Below are 17,742 nucleotides of genomic sequence, written 5' to 3'. Positions count from 1 at the left end.
AAATTGCAGTTTAACGTAAAAAATATCACCGCTTCAACCGTAGAGACAACGTCACGTTTGTACGATGCAGGGGGAGCGATCACCCAAACTCAAGTGGATAAAGAGCACACAAAACCACAGGTACTTTTATCGATTGAGGGGAAATGGTAATTTTCTAATATAACGCTCTATTTTCCAATCGGCACGACTCCAACCGCTCCTCATCCAAAAGGGTGACAACCCCTGCGGTGGTGAGTAGTATGATGAGGATAATAGCGACCGCTATCCCCATACTTCTCCCACCTGCGCGCAAAATTGATCTTTTTTCAGGGTGAATTAATGAGGGACGGGTGCATTTGGCAAATACTTTTTCGCACGCCACTTCACATAGCCCGCACTGGATACAGCGGATGTCAAAACCATGACGGATGTCGAGATTAGGGATGGGGCAGATTTTGACACACCCCTCGCACTCGGTACAGTTGATGTTCGGATCATCAAAACGGTAGGTGAGGCGATCTTCGATCGGGAGGATCGCGCACGTTGCTCCATAGGGGCAGAGATAGGCGCAATACCACCCCTGTACCATATAGACCTCGGCGATCATAAGCACTGAGAGGAGGATGACGAGCCACCCCGCAAAGGTGAGATGCATTAATGCATCGATAAGCTCGTCGGTACTGATCCCATACGCGACGAGCGAAAAAGCCAGCATCGAAGCCAAAAACGTGAGGAGAGAAAAACCTCCTATTTTCGAGAGTAGCGATTTTTTCTTTTTACCGAATAGAGTGAGTAGATGGGCAAAAAAGGTATTGGGGCAGAGGGTTCCGCAGTAAAAACGAGAGAGGCTCAGAGCGCAGATGAGGGCGATCCCGAGTCCGAATAAAACAGTAATACCGATAAGGGCATAGGTGCTTATCTCGGTTGCCATACCTAATAATTCGAGACGGTTATGGGAGAAATTGAACAGCAGGAGATGAAAACCGTCCCATGAAATCCACGGAATGAGGAGAAAGGGGATTAGTACGGCTAAAAAAAATCTGTTATCTCGTAGAAACTTCATCACATCCCTTTCCGATCCATTTTCCAGCTGTCGATCCGTTTTTCTATCGGGAGGGTACCGTTTTCGAGTCGCCCCTCTTCGAGTCGTGCGATGAGGTCGCTCAAAATCGTTTTGTCCGGCAGTGTACTAAACCGTTTGACAACATTTCCCTCATGATCGGCAATCAAAATTATAGGGATGCTTTGTCCCAGACCGTAAGGGACCGCTTTTTTTTGGCTTTGGGGATCGTCCACACAGATACGGTGGAGGGCAATTTTCGGGTGACTTTTTTGGACGGTGTCGAGCAGTGCAAGACTTCGCAGGCACGGCGGACACCATGAGGTGTAAAAAATCACGATGTTTGCGGAGGCATTAGGATGAAAATAGGGGGTGTCTTTGAGCGATAAGGGGGCACCGAGTGCTGAAATACTTATCAAAATAGCAAATAAAACCATTCTCACAGGAGAACCGAATATGTTGTGAATCTTTAAGGAGGTCGATTGAAGCATATTGGGTTCTCTTGTGAAAATAGGATACCGAAGGGATGTACCCTTCGGAACGAAATTATTTTTGTTTTTGTACCCATTCGACGAGAGTTTTTGCCTCTTCATCGGTGAGCGTTTGCGGAGGCATCGGAGTTTCACCCCATTTACCTGTTGAACCATTTTTGAGTGAAGCGGTGAGAATCTCAGCACTTTCCCCTTTGGCGGCAACTTCTTTATAGGCAGGTCCAACGAGCTTGGTATCAACACTGTGACATGCTAAACACCCTTTGGAATCTGCCAATGAAACTGCCGGATCGAGAACGACTTGAGGGGCATTTTTCATCTCCTCTTTGTGCGCTTTGTACTCGGCGATAACATCGGTCATATATTTTTCCGTCGCTTCGGCTTGTAATTGCAGAGGCTCTTCGAAACTTACTACGCGGATACCGTGACGTGCTGTTGCCATTAACGCAACGGCTACCACCATCAATACCACCGCTTTTGTTGCATCCGAGAGAGACATCTCTTCATTGTTAAAGCGTTTGAGAAGGAAGAAAAATAGGATCAACAATACTGCTGATGCCGCAAACGGCAAGAACACAAACGGCGTATGGATATATGCTTCGCTGATGCGCGGGCTGAATGCGAAGAATACCAATGGTAATACAACGATGTTGAGCGGTGCTGCCCACATAAACCATTTTTTACCTTGATCAATCGCCAAACGACCTACTTCAGCCTCTTCTCCACCCTCTTTAGACCATTTGACTCCCAAATAGATCATGACGATCCCAGTGAATGCAAATGCAGTGAGGAAGAAGTTGATGAGACGGAAGAACGTCAACGGTGTCAACATAATGTCCCAAATATTTTGCACTGAGGCAAATAGTTCCGGTTGCAAATAGAGGTTTGACATCGACATAAACACCGGAGGCAACGTATAGAACGTTAATACCGCAACAAGTCCGATAGCGATATGGAACCCTTTGTGGTTATGCAATGAATGCCAGCTAAATTTATACGCATACGAGAGCAAGAACGCGAAGATGTTCCCGTAAATGATATGCAAAATATGCGGAGAGACTTTGAGAATCGCCGTATAGAAAAATCCGGTATAGAGTACCGAGATAACGAGTAGCGGAGCGACCCCCCACAATGCCCCCATATTTTCACTGATGGTGGTAGGGTTGGTCATTTTGTAGGCCAACAAATCGTCGGTTTTAGATTTTTTGAATACCCCTGTAATGTTGTAGAGAACCGACGCGGTCGATGCTCCGATAAGGGTATAGATAAATGCGATATGCACGACAAATACGATAATTCCCAGCGTATCAAAAAACCAGCCGGGGAGTCCCATCGTCGGTACGACGAGGGGGATGTCAAAAGGGAGTTTCCAGTTCATTATTTGATCTCTCCTCTTTTATTAAGTGATGCGATATAAGCCGCTAACGCGTCTTTTTCCGCTTCGGTTCCGACAAACGGAGCCATATAAGGGGTTCCCCCGCCTGGTAGGTTGTTGATACGGTTACGAATCGCCTCTTCGCTCCACCCTTTGGTTAGGAATTTAAGACCGTTGATACCGTTTTCGGTATGACAAGCACGGCACTCGATACGAGCGATGGTGTGTCCCACTTCAATCAGATTGGATTTATCCTCATTGATCACTTTATCTTTTTCATCGACAAAGATGGCGTGTTTGAGGATACCCACTTTGTTGAGATACGGCACATCGGTAACACGGATACCGTTAGCGTACATGTAGTTATAGATGAGGTACGGTTTACGGATAAACTCACGAGTACGTTCTTCGAATCCCCAGAAGAGCATAAATGCCGCAACCATGAGTGTTGCCGCGATGTATGGCATACGTTTCGGAGAGAAGTAGGCGATAATCGTTGTTACGACGACCGCACCGCCGATGCCGCTGATAATCATGTACATCAAATCCATTTTATCGGCAAATGCTCTCGTCATCATCGCCGTCGGGATCATGGCGCGCGCCGCTTCTGGGATTTGGAGTAGATAGTAGTATCCAAATGCCGCAGCAACAGGAACCGTAACCATCATAATCGTGGCGAAAAATTTGATGAGGCGTTCTTTGGTAGCACGGATCTCTTCGTCTTTGCTAAACGCGGTGATAAGCCATGTCCACATAATCGCCAATGCAGCAGCAAACGCGATCGAACTAAAGGTTCTCATCAAAAGACCCGGGAACCATGTCGGGTTAAAGAGTGCATTGTTGTAGTTAACGGTACCCGGATACACTTCAGGATCGATCCACGGCTGACCGTCGAAATTCGGTGTCAACATAAAGCCTAAAATCGCCGTGATGATAAGCATGGTGATCCATGAGGATACCGCATAATAAGCTCCGAAGCGAACGGAAGAAGCACGACCTTCAGCGGTTGCAGCTTTTGTTTTCCATGTCATAAACCAGAAGAGGAGTAAAATAACTTCGAAGTTAAATACGATCCACTCGATAAACCATTTCCAGAAGAAGACGCGGATAAGTCCACCGATAGCGTTGGGGCTGATAATGTTTGCGTGAATCCACATCCCGATTCCGGTGAGTGCACCGACAGACGTAGAGATGATAAAAAAGACCATGAGGAGGCGATAGACGGTTTCATATCCCGCCAAATCCCCTTTTTTATTGGTCCACCATGCGGCGAGTGCGAGTACCACAGATCCTCCGACGGCGCCGCCGTGAGAGACAAATACGTGGATGATCGCATTAATCGCCATGAGCATTCTTAGCCCAATCGTGGGCATTTCGAATATGGGAAAATCGAACATATATATCCTTTATGTTTTATATCATGCCCATGAGCGAAGCCCATCGGCATGGCAGGGACACAGGTGTCCCTTGCAACCCCCTAAAGCTTTTTGCATAAATGCAAAAGATTTTAAGAGAGTGCATTTGAAAGGTGTATATGCACGACAACGTCGGAGAAATAGCGTAAAAAAACGCTATAATTTAGACGTTGCTATGCAATACGTTTTTCCGCTCGCCTGCGAGGTCCAATTCATTTGGCGGGCGGATCGTTGGGTATTTTCTCCTTCGTTTTTTCTCCTTTTCACTCCTAATGGTAATTTCCGAGAGTACGATTATGAACTATCAGTGTTAATTTTGTGTTAAGCAGTTAATAAAATTATTTAAGTTTTATTTGATTTATTCGATCGGTTATAATTCGTCTAAAAAAGGGCTCATAATGAGAACCATCTGGCATAACCCCAAGTGCTCAAAATCACGCGAAGCGCTTCAGCTCCTCGAAGAGAGCGCTAAAGCTTACGAGGTATTTAACTATCTTGACACCCCCCCAGCGCGGGATGAGATCGTTGATCTTTTATCAAAATTAGGAGTTTCGGCGCGGGAACTGATGCGGACGAAAGAGGATTTGTATAAAGAGCTTGGAGTGGCGAGCATCACCGATGAAGCAAAGCTGATCGATGTATTGGCAGAACATCCGAAACTGATCGAACGTCCGATTTTGATCGAAGACAACGGCGCCGTGATCGGTCGTCCGGTAGAGAAAGTGATCGAATTTTTGGGCTAAGCGCAGAAGTGTAAAATTTTATGGATACAGGTAGGTCAAAGAATCACAAGGTTTTCAAATAAAATCAGAATAAATCGAATATAATGATTTATGGCATGAACAGTTAGAAAGGCTGGAAATGAAAAAAAGATGGTTAATCGTTTTGTTGATTGTTTTGGGATGGGGCAGTGCATTGTCAGCGGGGGAAATAAACGAATGGCAGATGACACAGCAGGCAATGGTGTTCAAATTTTTGGAGCAGAGGGAGACAACGCTTTTTAAGATTCGTAAAGCCGAGGAAACGATTGCTAAAGCCAATACATTGATCGATCGGGCACGGCAATTGGACAATCAAGTTGCTGAATCTGTGGCGCTCAAAGCACTTCAGACGGCCCAGGAAAATAAACGCTCCTTTGAAGCCAAAAAACAGCAGATCGACCGAAATATCGCGTATGTCCGAAACCGGATGCAGGAAAGGGCAGGATCGGATACGAAAATAGGGGGAATGGTGACGAACTTTAGCGGACGGGTTCGGGTCATTTCAGGGAAACCTCCTTATGAAGCAGTCGCAATGGACGGGGATCATCCGGGATATTTCGAAGAAGGGGACACTATTGAGACGTATGGGGGAAGCCGTGCCGAGGTACAGTTTCTCGATGGTCGGGGGAATATGACGATCGGTGAATATAGCCGTGTTACAATGGAGCAAAAAAATCCTCTCTCCGAAACCCTAACAGTAGCGAAAGGGCAGATACACGCCTCGGTAGATAAAGCCGAAGCTTTCGGAAAATGGATGGAAAATCAAGCCCAGATGGCGGCCGATGATCCGGAACAGCTTCTCAAGCATGATTTTGGAGCGATTCGTGCATGGGCTAAGAAGAAATCCAATAAATTCGAAGTAAGAACACCCTCGGCAGTGACTTCCATCCGAGGGACAACATTCGGTATTTCGGTAGACGATAACGGAAGAACGGTTATTGAACTCGAAGAGGGAGCTCTGGCAGTTTCGAACCCTAAAAAGGGAGGGGAAACACTTCTGAGGGGAGGTGAAAAAGCGACGGTGGGAACAGAAGGGGAAATTCGGGTAGAACCGCTCACTCTTCCTTCGAAAACATGGTGGAGCCAGCCATGAATAGCAGAAACTTTCTCTTTCTTTCGCTCCTTTTTTCCCTGCTTTGGGGTGGGGAATGCGATGTCACCCGATATGGAGCGGCAAAAATCTCCGAATTCGAAACGGAACTTTACCGTGCTAAGGAGGAGTTTTTTACCATTACTATCCCTAAGGGATGGAATAAGCGTGAAGAACGTCTTCCATACGAATCTCCGGGTATCAAAACAGCAGGTGTGATCCTCAGTGCTCCTCTTGATGATGGGTGGATAAGCCCCGAAATTTCCGTAATCTACTACGGAAACGGCGGTTTCTTCCCCGATTACCGCGATTATATCCGTCGTGAGCGTCACAGTTTCAACCGCCGCGACGATGATGCGAAGACCATTGTGACTGATGCGGTTGCTGATGGCAAAAAAGGGATCGGGTTTGAGATACGGACAACGGAGGCAGTGAATACCGAACCGCTTTTTGAACCGGGGATCATGTATCGTCTGAACGGGGAAATGATTCCAAAAATGGCTGATGTTGTTGAAGTTTTCCGGGTTTTTCCGGAGGAAAAGGGTTTTTGGGTTTTTCATTACAAGGCATCTGAATCGGGCATCTTAAAGTGCAGGGGGGTATTTGATCGCGTTGTTGACTCGGCCCGTTTCGGAAAGGAACCCTGATGTACAAAAAGATTATCGCAGGGGTGTTGGGGAGCCTCGTCTGTGTGCTACCGCTCAACGCTGGCGTCAGTGTAGCCGCCTGTTTTGATTCACGTGGCGGAACCCATAGCCCCGGATCAAGATGGAATGATACGTATAATGGGGTGCGTTATTCTTGTGTGTGCGATTCGCGGGGTGGATCATGTGATCCAATTTCAAGTGGCGGATCGGTGCACTCTTCGGGCGGATCGAGTGGAGGCTACAGTAAAGATGCATGGAAGTATCAACTGATGCAGGGACTGGTGGAAGGGATGATGCAGGGATTTATGCAGGGTCTTGAAAATCAGCAAAAAGAAGATGCTCAGCGCGCGGAACAGCAGCGTCAACAGCAAGAAGCAGCGCGGTTGCAGGCGGAAATGTGGCGCCAGAAAACGGAGGCCGAAAAAAAAGCGGCCAAGGATGCGTGGGAGAAGAAACGAAAAGAAGAAGCACTCAGGCAAAAACTCCAAAACGAGCAGGGCGCTCGTGATACTGCGGATCTCTCTGCCAAACTGGGAGGCGGCGGCGGTTTGCAGATGGTGCCGATAGGAGGAACCCCGTTTTTCGGTACCGGCGGCGGGACGGATTCGCTTGCGCTCAAGACGGTAGCCGGTGCGGAACATGACGCCTCAAAACTCTCCTCCCTTGAACGGGCGGTGTGCAGCCGCTATTTTTTTGATAAAGCCAACCATAGCCGCACGAATGAAGAGGCCAGATACTACAGTGCACAGGCTGACAAGGTCATGTCCGGTGGGCGATACGAAGAAACATGCGACCTTTCTGCCGGATTGCCCGAAGTTCCAGAAGCGCCGATGCCTGATGCGGTATGGACTCAGGAGGAGATGGCTTTCTTCAAAAAAGTCGAAGAAGTTTCGGTCCAGGTGCGGGAAGAAGCTCTAAAAATTCGTCAAATCGACGAAAAATTGGCTGAAAACAAGAAAAAGATAGAGGATGCAAAAGCGAAACAGGAGCAGGCCGATATGATCGTCAAGGATCTGAATCTCAAAGCATCATCGGCCACGGATGAAGGACAAAAAGCACAGGTAGATACGTTGCTTGCCGAAGCAAATGCCCTTTTGGCCGAGGCTCAAAGCGAAGCGGTTGCCGCAGAAAGTGAGAATCAGATGCTGCAAAACGATAAAAAAACGATTGAAACCAAAATGGTGGATTTGAAAAACACGCTTGAATCGCAAATACCAAAGCCCAAAAATACTCAGGAGGGAATCAATGCAAAACATTAAATCAATCGCGTTCTCGGTGTCGGTCGCATTACTTATAGGAGGCTGTGCACAGCCTCAGGAGGTCGCTAAAACACATCTTGCCGCAAAAAACTACCCGGCGGCGATCGAGGCCTTCCGACAGGCGAATACCGAAGAACCGAATAACGGAGCCCATCTCAAAGGGCTCGGTGACGCCTATTTCGGAAACGGTCAATATGCCGAGGCGATCGAAACGTATCTTAAGGCAAAAGCGCTCGGACCTTATACTCAGACCAATAGCTGCAATCTCGGAAGTGCTTATTACTATTTAGGTCGTTATGACGAAGCCCTCGGCGTTTTTCAAAATGCTGATGTCGGGTCGTTTTCTACGGATATAAAAAACACCAGGATGCGTGCCCTGAGAGGGGGCGGTGCTCCGGTCTCGTCCTGTGCACAGATAGCCGAGACGGTATTTGAAAAAGCGGGACGGTATGATTTGTTGATTGCAGGTGTTCAAAAACAGATTGATAGTGACCCTCGGCAGGGCGAACCGTTTATGAAAATAGCGGCTCTTTATGTTAAAAACGGACAGTACGATGAAGCAATCGCCGCTTCCAAGCGCGCGATCGATCTGATGCCGGCATCTGCGGATACGTATCATACTCTCGGGATCGCTTATTGGAAGAAAAAAGAGTATAAAGACGCTGTCGGGTCTTTGCGTCGGGCAAGTGAACTCAACCCTAAAAATTCGGTTACTACGGTTTTTCTCGCCAAAAGCTATGAACAAGTAGGAGAGACGGCAAAGGCGATTGACGTGCTGCGAAAAGCTCCTCAAATCGATGCTTATTCCATGAGCATCGATTATGAACTCGGACGTTTGTTGTATCAGACCGGAGATTATCTGCACGCTGTGGAAAGCGCGGATGCAGCCGTACGCAAAAGTGCCATCAACGGGGTCGGTGTAACCATCGAAACCATAGGTAACAATACAATTGTCCGGGGCGTAACGGAAAATTCCCCCGCCGCAAAAAATGGGATCCGTATCGGTGACAGGATCACTCAGGTTGATGGGATGACTATTGCCGGATGGAATGTTCAGCAAGTTACTGAAAAAATACGGGGGCAGCCGGATACCACGGTTCGATTAATACTAGAAAGAGCAACTGAAACGTTACAGAAACAACTGGTACGCGAAACGTTTTTCACGTCGGAAGCAGCACCGATGTTCGCGCTTCGCTCCATGATCGGGCGTAAGCTCGGCAAGACGGAACAATCACAGCAAGATGCCCAAAAAGCGTATGCACTGAAGCCAAAAGAAGGGGTATTGGCAATGGCCGCCGTCGCCTATGACCGGGGTGATATGGCCGGAGTGCTCCGGCATGCTTCGGTATCGCAAGATACTTATGCCAAGATTTTTGAGACTGTTGTCTATGCGCGAGGAGGGAATACCTCTAAAGCACTTGAGCTGCTTCGGGAAATAGGAATTACGAATACAAATGCAGGAACCCCGTTTTTGCAGGAGCGATCCGAAGTTTTGAAATCTCTTTCCGCGATTCGTGCGGAGCGCTATCAAAAAGGGGTGGCGCTGGAACAATCGAATCAGGCCCTTGAAGCGGCGAACGCCTATTCGGATGCGCTGGTGCTGTCACCAAGCGAAGAAGAGGCCCGTCCGATCCGTGCGGCGCTTTTTAAACTGGCAACCAATTCGGCTTTGCAGCTCGATGAAGAGAGTCACCGGCATGTTGTGCGTGCGCAGTTTTACGCCAGTGAAGGAAAACTTGAAGCCTCATTGAGCGAATTTAAAAAGGCTCTGAGTCTTGCCCCTTTTGCGGCACGTCTGTATTACAACTCGGCTCTGGTAGAAGCAAAACTTGAACGTTACTCTGATGCGCTCAAGGATATGCGGCTTTATCTCGAAGCTTTGCCAGGAGCCCAGGATGAACGCTCAGTCAAAGATGAAATGATCAAGTGGGAGATGTATATGGAAAAACCCAGAGATTATCCTTGCTATGAGCCAAATCCGGATACAGCCGTATCAAATGATCAAACACCTTCCCCCGCCCCATCCGGAGGACGGGGCGGAATGATTCAGGGACGATAAAAAGTACTCAATAGAGTTTTCGATCTTCTTTGTCGTTCCACAAACTAAATAATTTTTTCCCTTCATCGCTATCGATGGAGGTGATATTGATTGCATCTTGCGGCTTGTTATACAGGGCATAAAATGCTTGATCATCAAATCCCCCCTTGGCCGCATCGTCCATCGATGAGGAATAATAGAGCGTCGGAATCCGCGCCCAAAGAATAGCCCCCATACACATCGGGCAGGGGTAGCAGGTGGTATAGAGGATACAGTCGGAAAGATCAAATTTTCCTAAGGTTTGAGAAGCTTTTCGGATGACATTGATCTCCGCATGAGCCGTTGGATCGTTACTCTGCAGTACCGTGTTGTGCGCAGACGCGATGAGTTCACCGTTACAGACGATAGCCGCACCGAAGGGTCCCCCCTCATTGGCTTCCATCCCTTTTAGTGCTTCATCATAAGCGATTTGTATCCATTTATGCATCGTTTGTAGGGGTATCCTCTTCGACAAAACGGTGCTCGAAGTTAAAGACATTCATTTCGATGACAAAGAAAGAGAGTATCCATAAAAAGGCATCGTAAAAATCGAGTGCTTCTCCCTGAACCCCCCATATAACGGCAAAAACAAACAAAGCTCCATAGAGGGTAAATTTGAGGATATTACGTGCCGTCCATTCACTTTTACCGTAATGCCCCGGAAAATAGATGTCGTATTGCAACACCAATATGACAAAAATCCATGTCAGAGAGTTGATAAAATCGAGCCATTCCGCTTCGATAAAATAGCTGTAGCAGGAGAATAAAACAACACCGTACCCAAAAAAGCTCAATACGCTAATGATCCCTTTTTCGATAAAACTCCAATGTTCCTCTTTGAGATGATAGGTTTCCCATTCAAAGAGGGCGAGAATGACAACCCATGCCGCCGTTTCTATGGTTTCGGTGAAGGTACCGTTCATCGCAAAGAGATAAATGTTGAAGGTTAGCAGTGCATAGATCATGTATTTAAACAGGATAAATTGCCCCGTTTTAGTGGTAAATAAACGATGTGCTGTCATTTGTTTCCTTGGCATGAAGATGCAAGAAGTTCGGGACGATATTCAAAATGCATCGTGTCGTAGTGATACCAACGCCCGCCCCAAATCCAGCCGTGTTTCTCGAAAATACGCACTATTGAAAGCGGCATCGTGTTTTTATAGCCGATATGAGCCGTTTCGGATGAGGCTTCGTCTTTCCAATATTGGGTTTTACTCGGAGCCAGATCGATGGCGATTCCGAAACTGTGCATCGAGAGGCGGTCGGTGTCTTTGATGACACGGTAGCAATAGGTGGCGGCCCCCTCTGCCCATATGCGATCGGATTTTGGCAACGCAGCGATCTCCTGTCCGATTGCATAAAGCGCTCTATCGGCTCCGCCTACTTTTGTAACCTGAAGTTTGATGGAGCCTTTGAGGCTCGGCCAAGCAATCGTGACGAGATTTTTTTCAATCGTTTTTTTATCTTTACCGTAGAGGGCTTGGAAAAACGGCTGATAACGCAACCGTCCCGGATCAAAGAGATACGCAGGTGGGGTATCGAATCCCCCTGCATCGTAGCGTTGCGAGAGCTGTGTTTCCAAATCGGCATGGTTGATCCTCTCCTCCCACGTTGATTTGGACGCATCGGTTCGGTAGGGGAAGGTGACGCCGTTTTTGAGTACTACCGAATCTTTGTCGGCGGAAGCGACTAACGTCGGATAGCCATCAACGTAGCATTGGGGATTTGCCCAAAGATGGGTCAGTAGCAACGCCGAAGCGGCAAAAATGGGTAGTAGGCGCATAGTTTCCTCCGATAATGGGTGTTATTTTAGCGAAACTTTTTGATTCACGATCACTTCACAGAGCTTTGTCATGATAGCGCTATCTAAACAATAGGAGTCTCCTATGAAAAAAGTTCAGCCGTGGATAGCAGCTTTGGGTGTTACCGTTATGTTAGTGTCGAGCGCCAATGCGGCTCATCATGATCAAAGGGGGAGATATGAACCGGAGCGACATGAGCGAATGTCTCATCATCACGCATCGAACTGGGTAGTCCCTTTGGTTATCGGAGGCGTTCTTGGATATGCTTTATCTGAACCGCGCCGAGAAAGTGTCACCTATGTCCAACGTGAGCCGGTTGTCTATATGCCGCAACCGATTTATCAAGAACAATGGGTCTACTTCAGTGATTGTGACTGTCAACGCAAAGTATTGGTTCGCGCGCGTTGAAATTTTTCTCTTTTTTAGCAATATACATGGCCGTATCAGCCGCTTTTATCAGTGCCTCAGAGTCATCGGCATCATCGGGGTAAAGTGCTACTCCGATGCTCGCTTTGGCATAAAGGGTTGTACGCTCGTCCAGATAAATCGGCTCGCTGATCGCTGTTTGGATCGCATTTTGGATACTGCTGAGATGATCTTCCCCTTTTACCTCTTCAATCATAACAATAAATTCATCCCCTCCATATCGGCAAACCGTATCGCTGTTGCGCAGACAGGATCGGATATTTTGAGCGACGTTTTGGAGTAGACGGTCTCCCGCTTCATGTCCGTATCGGTCATTCACCAGTTTGAAATCGTTTAAATCGATAAAATAGAGCGCTATTTTTTCATGATGCCGTTTCGAGCGGTTCATCGCATGTTCAAGACGATCATACAGTGTAGCACGATTGGTGGCTCCGGTGAGGGGGTCATGTTGGACACGATAGGTGAGATCATCGACATGGGAAGCGATGTGGGTAATGTCATGGAGATTGACAATATAGCTCACCAACCGTTTTTGCCGATAGATCGCGGTGATAGTAATACTGAGTACTTTTTCGCCGCTTTTGGAGCCTTTGGTAACGGTTCCCCTCCAGGTATTATGGATCGCGAATTGGGAGCGTATGGTGTTGAACGTGTGTTGATCTTTAAAGAAATAGTTTCCGATAGAGGTTCCGTATAGTTCGACGTGATCGTTCAGCTCAAGGGCAAAAAAGCTGGGGTTGGCAAATTCGATAAGCCCTTTGCTGTCGGTGTAGACGATGGCATCTCCGACACTCTCCAGTGCAGATGAGCGTTTACTGAGTTCGTCGAGTGTTTTTTGGGAGAGGGTGATGTCTTGCGCCATGCATAGAATATCTCCGCTCTCTCCGTCTAAACGGCGATTGCGCCATTCGCAAAAAATCTCATGAGAGTGTTGGGTAATATTGTAGTTTTTGGAGTAGCTTATCCCCTCGGTTGAAGCTTTTTGTAAGACGTTGTTGACGTGTGCTTTATCAAAATTGGGGACGATAAATTCGATAATACTCTCTCCTACCGCGTTATCGGCACTCCATCCGAATATCGCTTCGGCACTCTGGTTCCATTCGATAATCCGGTATTTTTTGTCAATGAGTATCAACGCAACGGGGGAGTCGCTGAAAAATTGCCTATAGCGGTTTTGACTCTCGCTAAGGCGGCGGTTTAAAAAAATGGAGTGGGCAACCCAAAGGGCTAAAACGGCGATGAGTAAGGGGAGCGTTAACGACTCAAACACGAGTTAAAGGGGGAAAAAACAAAACCGATGGAGCGGCGGGGGGACAATGTAACCGATAAATGTGTACAAAGAACATGCGGGAACTCATGGGAACAGGCGTATCCTTGTCGATAATTTGTGGAATTATATAATGTTAAATATAATGATAACATTAAACTGCATTATAAAATTTACATCATTTTGAGTTGTAAAGCGATACAATAGAAATAATTAGTAAAGAGGAGATGTAACGTATGTTTTTCCCCACTCTCGGGTTGATAGCGACGACCGATGTCATTTCGGTCGATATTCATCAAAGTATTCAAGATGCGCTGGATAAAATGCATCACTATAATCATCGCAGTATTGTTGTGGTCAATAAAACACTTCACTATATCATTACGACCAAAGATATCATCGCCCTCAAACTGGATGGGGTCTGTTTCTCGACCCCCCTTTCCCAAGTGACTTTGCGCCCACTTCCCCTTATCGACAAAGAGAGCAATATCATCAATGCGTTGAACCTCACCAATGACATCGATGAACATATCTGTGTCTGCAACAAAGACGGAAGCCTTTTCGGTCTTGTGACAAACAGTGACATAGTGGCGAGTGTTGATCCGCAAGTCATTTTACAATCTCTACAAATCGCGACGATTTTTGAAAAAAAATTCGGCTATAAGAGTTTTTCTCCCGATGCGCTGATGTCGGAAATCTTAGAATATATGAAAGACTCCCTCAGCGATTGTGTTATTATCCAAGAAAACTCCGTCCCTGTAGGGATTCTAACCTCCAAAGATGTGATTAATTTTATCGGCGAGGGGCAATCCTCAACCATTCGGGTATCGGATGTGATGTCGTCTCCGGTGGAGATGCTGAGTGAAAGGGCCTCCATTCATGAGGGGCTGGAATATCTGCGTACCCGCCATTTCAAACGGATCGTCGTGACAAATGATGAGGGGAGTGTTGTCGGGATCGTCACACAGCAGGATTTGATTTCACGCACCTATCTCAAATGGTCTCAACTCATGCAGGACCATTTTAAGCAGTTTGAAGAGATTACCCAGATCCTTCAGCAAAAAAATCGCCATTTGACGCAGTTGGCGACCAGAGATGCGTTGACCGAGATTCATAACCGCCATATGTTTGCGGAACTATTTTCGCAGGAGCGCTCTAATGCAAAGAGGCAAGGGACAAAACTCTCGTTGATGATGATCGATTTGGATCATTTTAAGCGGGTAAACGACACCTATGGGCATAATATCGGAGATTATGTCCTCAAAAATTTTGTCTCATTGGTCGTTTCGACGATTCGGGAAGCCGATCTGTTCGCCCGTTGGGGCGGTGAGGAGTTTGTACTGCTTTTGCGAAATGTGGGGTGTGAAGAGGGGTATTTGGTCGGAGAAAAAATCCGGAATATGATCGAATCCCAATCATTTGATGAGGTGGGACGGGTTACCTGTAGCATAGGGATTACGGAAGTTTTGCCTGAGGATATGCTTGCCGATGCGATTGAACGTGCCGATAGCGCGCTCTATGCCGCAAAAGACGCAGGGCGTAACCGGACGGTAGCGTGTGAGGTTCGTTCATGAAGCAGGTGTTGCTTCAATCGATACTCTCACACAACGTTACAACGCTGAATCCGGTTGATACGGTTGCCAAAGCACTCGAACTGATGGCAGATTATGCGATTAGTTCCGTTGTTGTTACGGATGGTGAAAATCATCCGATAGGGATTTTTACCGAACATGACGCATTGAAAGTGGTTGCCGAAGCGATAGAGACGTCTGCCGCATTGAATGATGTAATGACGAGAAATCCGTTTTGTGTGGTGCAGACGATGCAAATGCACGATGCATACGGATTGATGGAAGAAAAACACTTTCGCCACCTCATTGTTATCGATGAAGATGGCCATTTTGTCGGAGTGATTACGGAGGGGGACTTTCTCCGCCATATCGGGTTAGAGCACTTGACGAAATTTAAAACGGTCGCTGAAGCGATGAGCGAGTCTCCGCTCATAGTGGAATTGAAAACATCTCTCCTTGACGCGGCATCTATGATGAATGAGCGCAAGTGCGATTACGCTATCGTTTTGAACGGAGCGGCACCGATCGGAGTGATAACCGAGCGCGACATCGCCCATCGATGCGCGCGTGATAACCATGTGTCTCAAGAATTGGTTGAGAGTCTATTCCATAGCGATATTGTCATCATCGGAAAAGATATAGCCCTTCATCACGCTGCGGCGATGATGGAAGAACACGGTGTCCATCAGCTGATTGTTGTAGATGCACAGGGGAACCTCTCGGGTATCCTCACCCGTCACGATGTCCTACATGCGGTACACGGAGCTTATTTCGAGTATTTAATTCGGGTGATCGATGAAAAGAGCGCCGCAATCGCACGGATCAGTGAGCGTAAACGGGCTATTCGTACTGAAAAAGAAGAGGTCGAAAAAAATGCGACCAAGCTGCGCAAACTCTTTGAAGCGCTTCCTGATGGTGTAGTGCTGATTGACACGGCTACCCTTTGTGCCGTTGAGTTTAATCAAGCGGCACATGAGCATTTGGGATACACGGCGGAAGAGTTTGCGGTGCTTAGTCTTTCTGATTATGAAACAATCGAATCACCCGAAGAGACGCATCGCCGTATAGAAGCGATTATGCGCGATGGAAAAGATAGTTTTGAGACGATCCACCGTGCAAAAGACGGGACCCTTTTTAATATGTGGATCAATGTGGTTGCCGTCGAGCTGGTGGGAAAGCCTCATCTAATCGCGGTATATCATGATATTACTGAGCGAAAGAGGTATGAAGAGCGTCTTGAAATCTTGGCAAATTACGACCCGTTGACCGGTTTGGCTAATCGCTCGCTCCTTTTTTCCCATTTGCAAAATTATATTGTTCAGGGAAAGCGGCATAAAACACAAATCGGATTAATAATGTTCGATCTTGACCGCTTTAAGGACATTAATGACAGTTATGGGCACAGTGCAGGGGATGAGGTGCTTCAACAAGTGGCAGAACGCTTTGGTTCGCGGTTGCGAGAAGGTGATATTATCAGCCGTTTGGGGGGAGATGAATTTGCGGTTATTGTTGATAATCTTGCCCGACCCGAAGATGCCGGAAGATTGGCTGAAGAGATGATTTCAGCGCTGGAGAGCGGATACAGACTCTCAGGGGGAGCGTTGATCCACATCGGTGCGAGTGCGGGGATCGTTTTGTTTCCCGATCACGGAGAGAGTGCTTCTGAATTACTTCAGCATGGGGACGCCGCGTTGTACAAAGCAAAAGCCGAAGGGAGAGGACGATACCGATACTATACGGATGAACTTACCGACTCTGCACGGCGACGGATCGAATGTGAAACCCGTTTGCGCTACGGGATTAAAAATGAAGAGTTTGAGGTCTATTATCAACCGCAAGTCCATATTCAGACGGGGCGGATTGTGGGTGCAGAGGCGCTCATTCGATGGAATGATCCGATCAGAGGGATTGTATCGCCTGTGGAATTTATTCCGATAGCTGAAGAGACGGGATTGATCGGAGAGATCGGCGAATGGGTATTGAATGAGACCTGCCGACAGGGGAAGGTTTGGCTCGATCAGGGGCATCGGCTCACATTGGCGGTGAACCTATCCGCCCATCAGGTACGACACCAAAATATTCCTGAGATGGTGGAACGCGCCCTCAAAATATCAGGTTATCCTGCCGATCGATTGGAACTTGAGTTGACGGAGAGTGCACTAATGCAGCGCGAAGAGGAGACGGTCTCTATGCTTCATGCCCTCCGTGCACACGGCATTCGTCTGGCGATTGATGATTTCGGTACGGGCTACTCTTCCCTAAGTTATCTCAAGCGGTTCCCTATCGATGTATTGAAAATCGATAAGAGTTTCGTTGATGATATTCCGTATGAAAAAGATGATATGGCGATTGTTACGGCGATTATTGCGATGGGTCAAGCGTTAGGTTTTCAGGTATTGGCAGAGGGGACGGAGCGGATAGAACAGATCGATTTCCTAAGAGAAAAAGGGTGTACGATGTATCAGGGGTATTTTAAAAGCCCGCCGATTCCGGCGGCTGAGTTTGAGAAATTGCTTATCTAA

At 47.3% G+C, this 17,742-nt stretch carries 16 protein-coding genes; 8 read left to right on the top strand and 8 right to left on the bottom strand.

What is annotated here, in order from left to right:
* Positions 1 to 154: 154 nt before the first annotated feature.
* From VFW36_RS00990 to VFW36_RS00975, 4 genes are all read right to left on the bottom strand, one after another.
* Positions 155 to 1,042 carry a 4Fe-4S binding protein gene (locus tag VFW36_RS00990; protein ID WP_329656956.1) on the bottom strand — a complete coding sequence of 296 codons (888 nt, stop codon included), beginning with the start codon at positions 1,040 to 1,042 and terminating at the stop codon, positions 155 to 157.
* Positions 1,042 to 1,458: a thioredoxin family protein gene (locus VFW36_RS00985; RefSeq protein ID WP_329656955.1), complete on the bottom strand. Its 417-nt coding sequence runs from the start codon at positions 1,456 to 1,458 to the stop codon at positions 1,042 to 1,044. Before VFW36_RS00985 ends, VFW36_RS00990 begins: the two co-directional genes overlap by 1 nt.
* 127 nt (positions 1,459 to 1,585) lie before the next feature.
* Entirely contained in the window at positions 1,586 to 2,908 is a 1,323-nt protein-coding gene (locus VFW36_RS00980; protein ID WP_329656954.1) for a c-type cytochrome, read from the bottom strand.
* A complete protein-coding gene (locus tag VFW36_RS00975; RefSeq protein WP_329656953.1) occupies positions 2,908 to 4,302 on the bottom strand; it encodes a cytochrome c in 1,395 nt (464 codons plus the stop codon). The genes VFW36_RS00980 and VFW36_RS00975 overlap by 1 nt, the downstream gene beginning before the upstream one ends.
* 416 nt (positions 4,303 to 4,718) lie before the next feature.
* On the opposite strand from VFW36_RS00975, the gene arsC reads away from it, so the two are divergent.
* From arsC to VFW36_RS00950, 5 genes are all read left to right on the top strand, one after another.
* Positions 4,719 to 5,063, top strand: coding sequence for an arsenate reductase (glutaredoxin) (arsC, locus tag VFW36_RS00970; RefSeq protein WP_329656952.1), 345 nt, complete (start codon positions 4,719 to 4,721; stop codon positions 5,061 to 5,063).
* A 118-nt stretch (positions 5,064 to 5,181) separates the two neighbouring features.
* Positions 5,182 to 6,174, top strand: a complete 993-nt coding sequence (locus tag VFW36_RS00965) for a FecR family protein (RefSeq protein WP_329656951.1) — start codon at positions 5,182 to 5,184, stop codon at positions 6,172 to 6,174.
* Positions 6,171 to 6,818: a hypothetical protein gene (locus VFW36_RS00960; protein ID WP_329656950.1), complete on the top strand. Its 648-nt coding sequence runs from the start codon at positions 6,171 to 6,173 to the stop codon at positions 6,816 to 6,818. The genes VFW36_RS00965 and VFW36_RS00960 overlap by 4 nt, the downstream gene beginning before the upstream one ends.
* A complete protein-coding gene (locus VFW36_RS00955; protein ID WP_329656949.1) occupies positions 6,818 to 8,077 on the top strand; it encodes a hypothetical protein in 1,260 nt (419 codons plus the stop codon). The genes VFW36_RS00960 and VFW36_RS00955 overlap by 1 nt, the downstream gene beginning before the upstream one ends.
* Positions 8,064 to 10,136: a tetratricopeptide repeat protein gene (locus VFW36_RS00950; protein WP_329656948.1), complete on the top strand. Its 2,073-nt coding sequence runs from the start codon at positions 8,064 to 8,066 to the stop codon at positions 10,134 to 10,136. Before VFW36_RS00955 ends, VFW36_RS00950 begins: the two co-directional genes overlap by 14 nt.
* Positions 10,137 to 10,143: 7 nt before the next feature.
* On the opposite strand, the gene VFW36_RS00945 is transcribed toward VFW36_RS00950, so the two are convergent.
* Genes VFW36_RS00945 through VFW36_RS00935 form a run of 3 tightly spaced genes read right to left on the bottom strand, consistent with a single transcriptional unit; the run spans position 10,144 to position 11,937 of the window.
* Positions 10,144 to 10,602 carry a nucleoside deaminase gene (locus VFW36_RS00945; protein ID WP_329656947.1) on the bottom strand — a complete coding sequence of 153 codons (459 nt, stop codon included), beginning with the start codon at positions 10,600 to 10,602 and terminating at the stop codon, positions 10,144 to 10,146.
* Positions 10,595 to 11,176 (bottom strand): hypothetical protein, encoded by a 582-nt coding sequence (locus VFW36_RS00940; RefSeq protein ID WP_329656946.1) that lies wholly within the window; start codon positions 11,174 to 11,176, stop codon positions 10,595 to 10,597. Before VFW36_RS00940 ends, VFW36_RS00945 begins: the two co-directional genes overlap by 8 nt.
* Positions 11,173 to 11,937, bottom strand: coding sequence for a M15 family metallopeptidase (locus VFW36_RS00935; RefSeq protein WP_329656945.1), 765 nt, complete (start codon positions 11,935 to 11,937; stop codon positions 11,173 to 11,175). Before VFW36_RS00935 ends, VFW36_RS00940 begins: the two co-directional genes overlap by 4 nt.
* A 103-nt stretch (positions 11,938 to 12,040) precedes the next feature.
* On the opposite strand from VFW36_RS00935, the gene VFW36_RS00930 reads away from it, so the two are divergent.
* Complete coding sequence (locus tag VFW36_RS00930; RefSeq protein ID WP_329656944.1) at positions 12,041 to 12,364, top strand: hypothetical protein; 324 nt, start codon at positions 12,041 to 12,043, stop codon at positions 12,362 to 12,364.
* Here VFW36_RS00930 and VFW36_RS00925 read toward each other — a convergent pair.
* Entirely contained in the window at positions 12,318 to 13,652 is a 1,335-nt protein-coding gene (locus VFW36_RS00925) for a diguanylate cyclase domain-containing protein (RefSeq protein ID WP_329656943.1), read from the bottom strand. The genes VFW36_RS00930 and VFW36_RS00925 overlap by 47 nt on opposite strands.
* Positions 13,653 to 13,885: 233 nt before the next feature.
* Between VFW36_RS00925 and VFW36_RS00920 the strand changes: the two genes are divergently transcribed.
* The gene (locus tag VFW36_RS00920; protein ID WP_329656942.1) at positions 13,886 to 15,223 is read left to right on the top strand and encodes a diguanylate cyclase; all 1,338 of its coding nucleotides are present in this window, start codon (positions 13,886 to 13,888) and stop codon (positions 15,221 to 15,223) included.
* Complete coding sequence (locus VFW36_RS00915; RefSeq protein ID WP_329656941.1) at positions 15,220 to 17,742, top strand: EAL domain-containing protein; 2,523 nt, start codon at positions 15,220 to 15,222, stop codon at positions 17,740 to 17,742. Before VFW36_RS00920 ends, VFW36_RS00915 begins: the two co-directional genes overlap by 4 nt.

It is taken from the genome of Sulfuricurvum sp. (genome assembly GCF_036279695.1).
GTDB lineage: Bacteria > Campylobacterota > Campylobacteria > Campylobacterales > Sulfurimonadaceae > Sulfuricurvum.
The sequence above is the reverse complement of the archived record's forward strand: the minus strand, read 5'-3'. Positions and strand labels throughout refer to the sequence as shown.

Bases quoted from the DNA above. Each gene is read 5' to 3' on its own strand.
- VFW36_RS00990 (WP_329656956.1), bottom strand. From the start codon at position 1,042: ATGAAGTTTCTACGAGATAACAGATTTTTTTTAGCCGTACTAATCCCC.
- VFW36_RS00980 (WP_329656954.1), bottom strand. From the start codon at position 2,908: ATGAACTGGAAACTCCCTTTTGACATCCCCCTCGTCGTACCGACGATG.
- VFW36_RS00975 (WP_329656953.1), bottom strand. From the start codon at position 4,302: ATGTTCGATTTTCCCATATTCGAAATGCCCACGATTGGGCTAAGAATG.
- arsC (WP_329656952.1), top strand. From the start codon at position 4,719: ATGAGAACCATCTGGCATAACCCCAAGTGCTCAAAATCACGCGAAGCG.
- VFW36_RS00965 (WP_329656951.1), top strand. From the start codon at position 5,182: ATGAAAAAAAGATGGTTAATCGTTTTGTTGATTGTTTTGGGATGGGGC.
- VFW36_RS00960 (WP_329656950.1), top strand. From the start codon at position 6,171: ATGAATAGCAGAAACTTTCTCTTTCTTTCGCTCCTTTTTTCCCTGCTT.
- VFW36_RS00955 (WP_329656949.1), top strand. From the start codon at position 6,818: ATGTACAAAAAGATTATCGCAGGGGTGTTGGGGAGCCTCGTCTGTGTG.
- VFW36_RS00950 (WP_329656948.1), top strand. From the start codon at position 8,064: ATGCAAAACATTAAATCAATCGCGTTCTCGGTGTCGGTCGCATTACTT.
- VFW36_RS00945 (WP_329656947.1), bottom strand. From the start codon at position 10,602: ATGCATAAATGGATACAAATCGCTTATGATGAAGCACTAAAAGGGATG.
- VFW36_RS00940 (WP_329656946.1), bottom strand. From the start codon at position 11,176: ATGACAGCACATCGTTTATTTACCACTAAAACGGGGCAATTTATCCTG.
- VFW36_RS00935 (WP_329656945.1), bottom strand. From the start codon at position 11,937: ATGCGCCTACTACCCATTTTTGCCGCTTCGGCGTTGCTACTGACCCAT.
- VFW36_RS00930 (WP_329656944.1), top strand. From the start codon at position 12,041: ATGAAAAAAGTTCAGCCGTGGATAGCAGCTTTGGGTGTTACCGTTATG.
- VFW36_RS00920 (WP_329656942.1), top strand. From the start codon at position 13,886: ATGTTTTTCCCCACTCTCGGGTTGATAGCGACGACCGATGTCATTTCG.
- VFW36_RS00915 (WP_329656941.1), top strand. From the start codon at position 15,220: ATGAAGCAGGTGTTGCTTCAATCGATACTCTCACACAACGTTACAACG.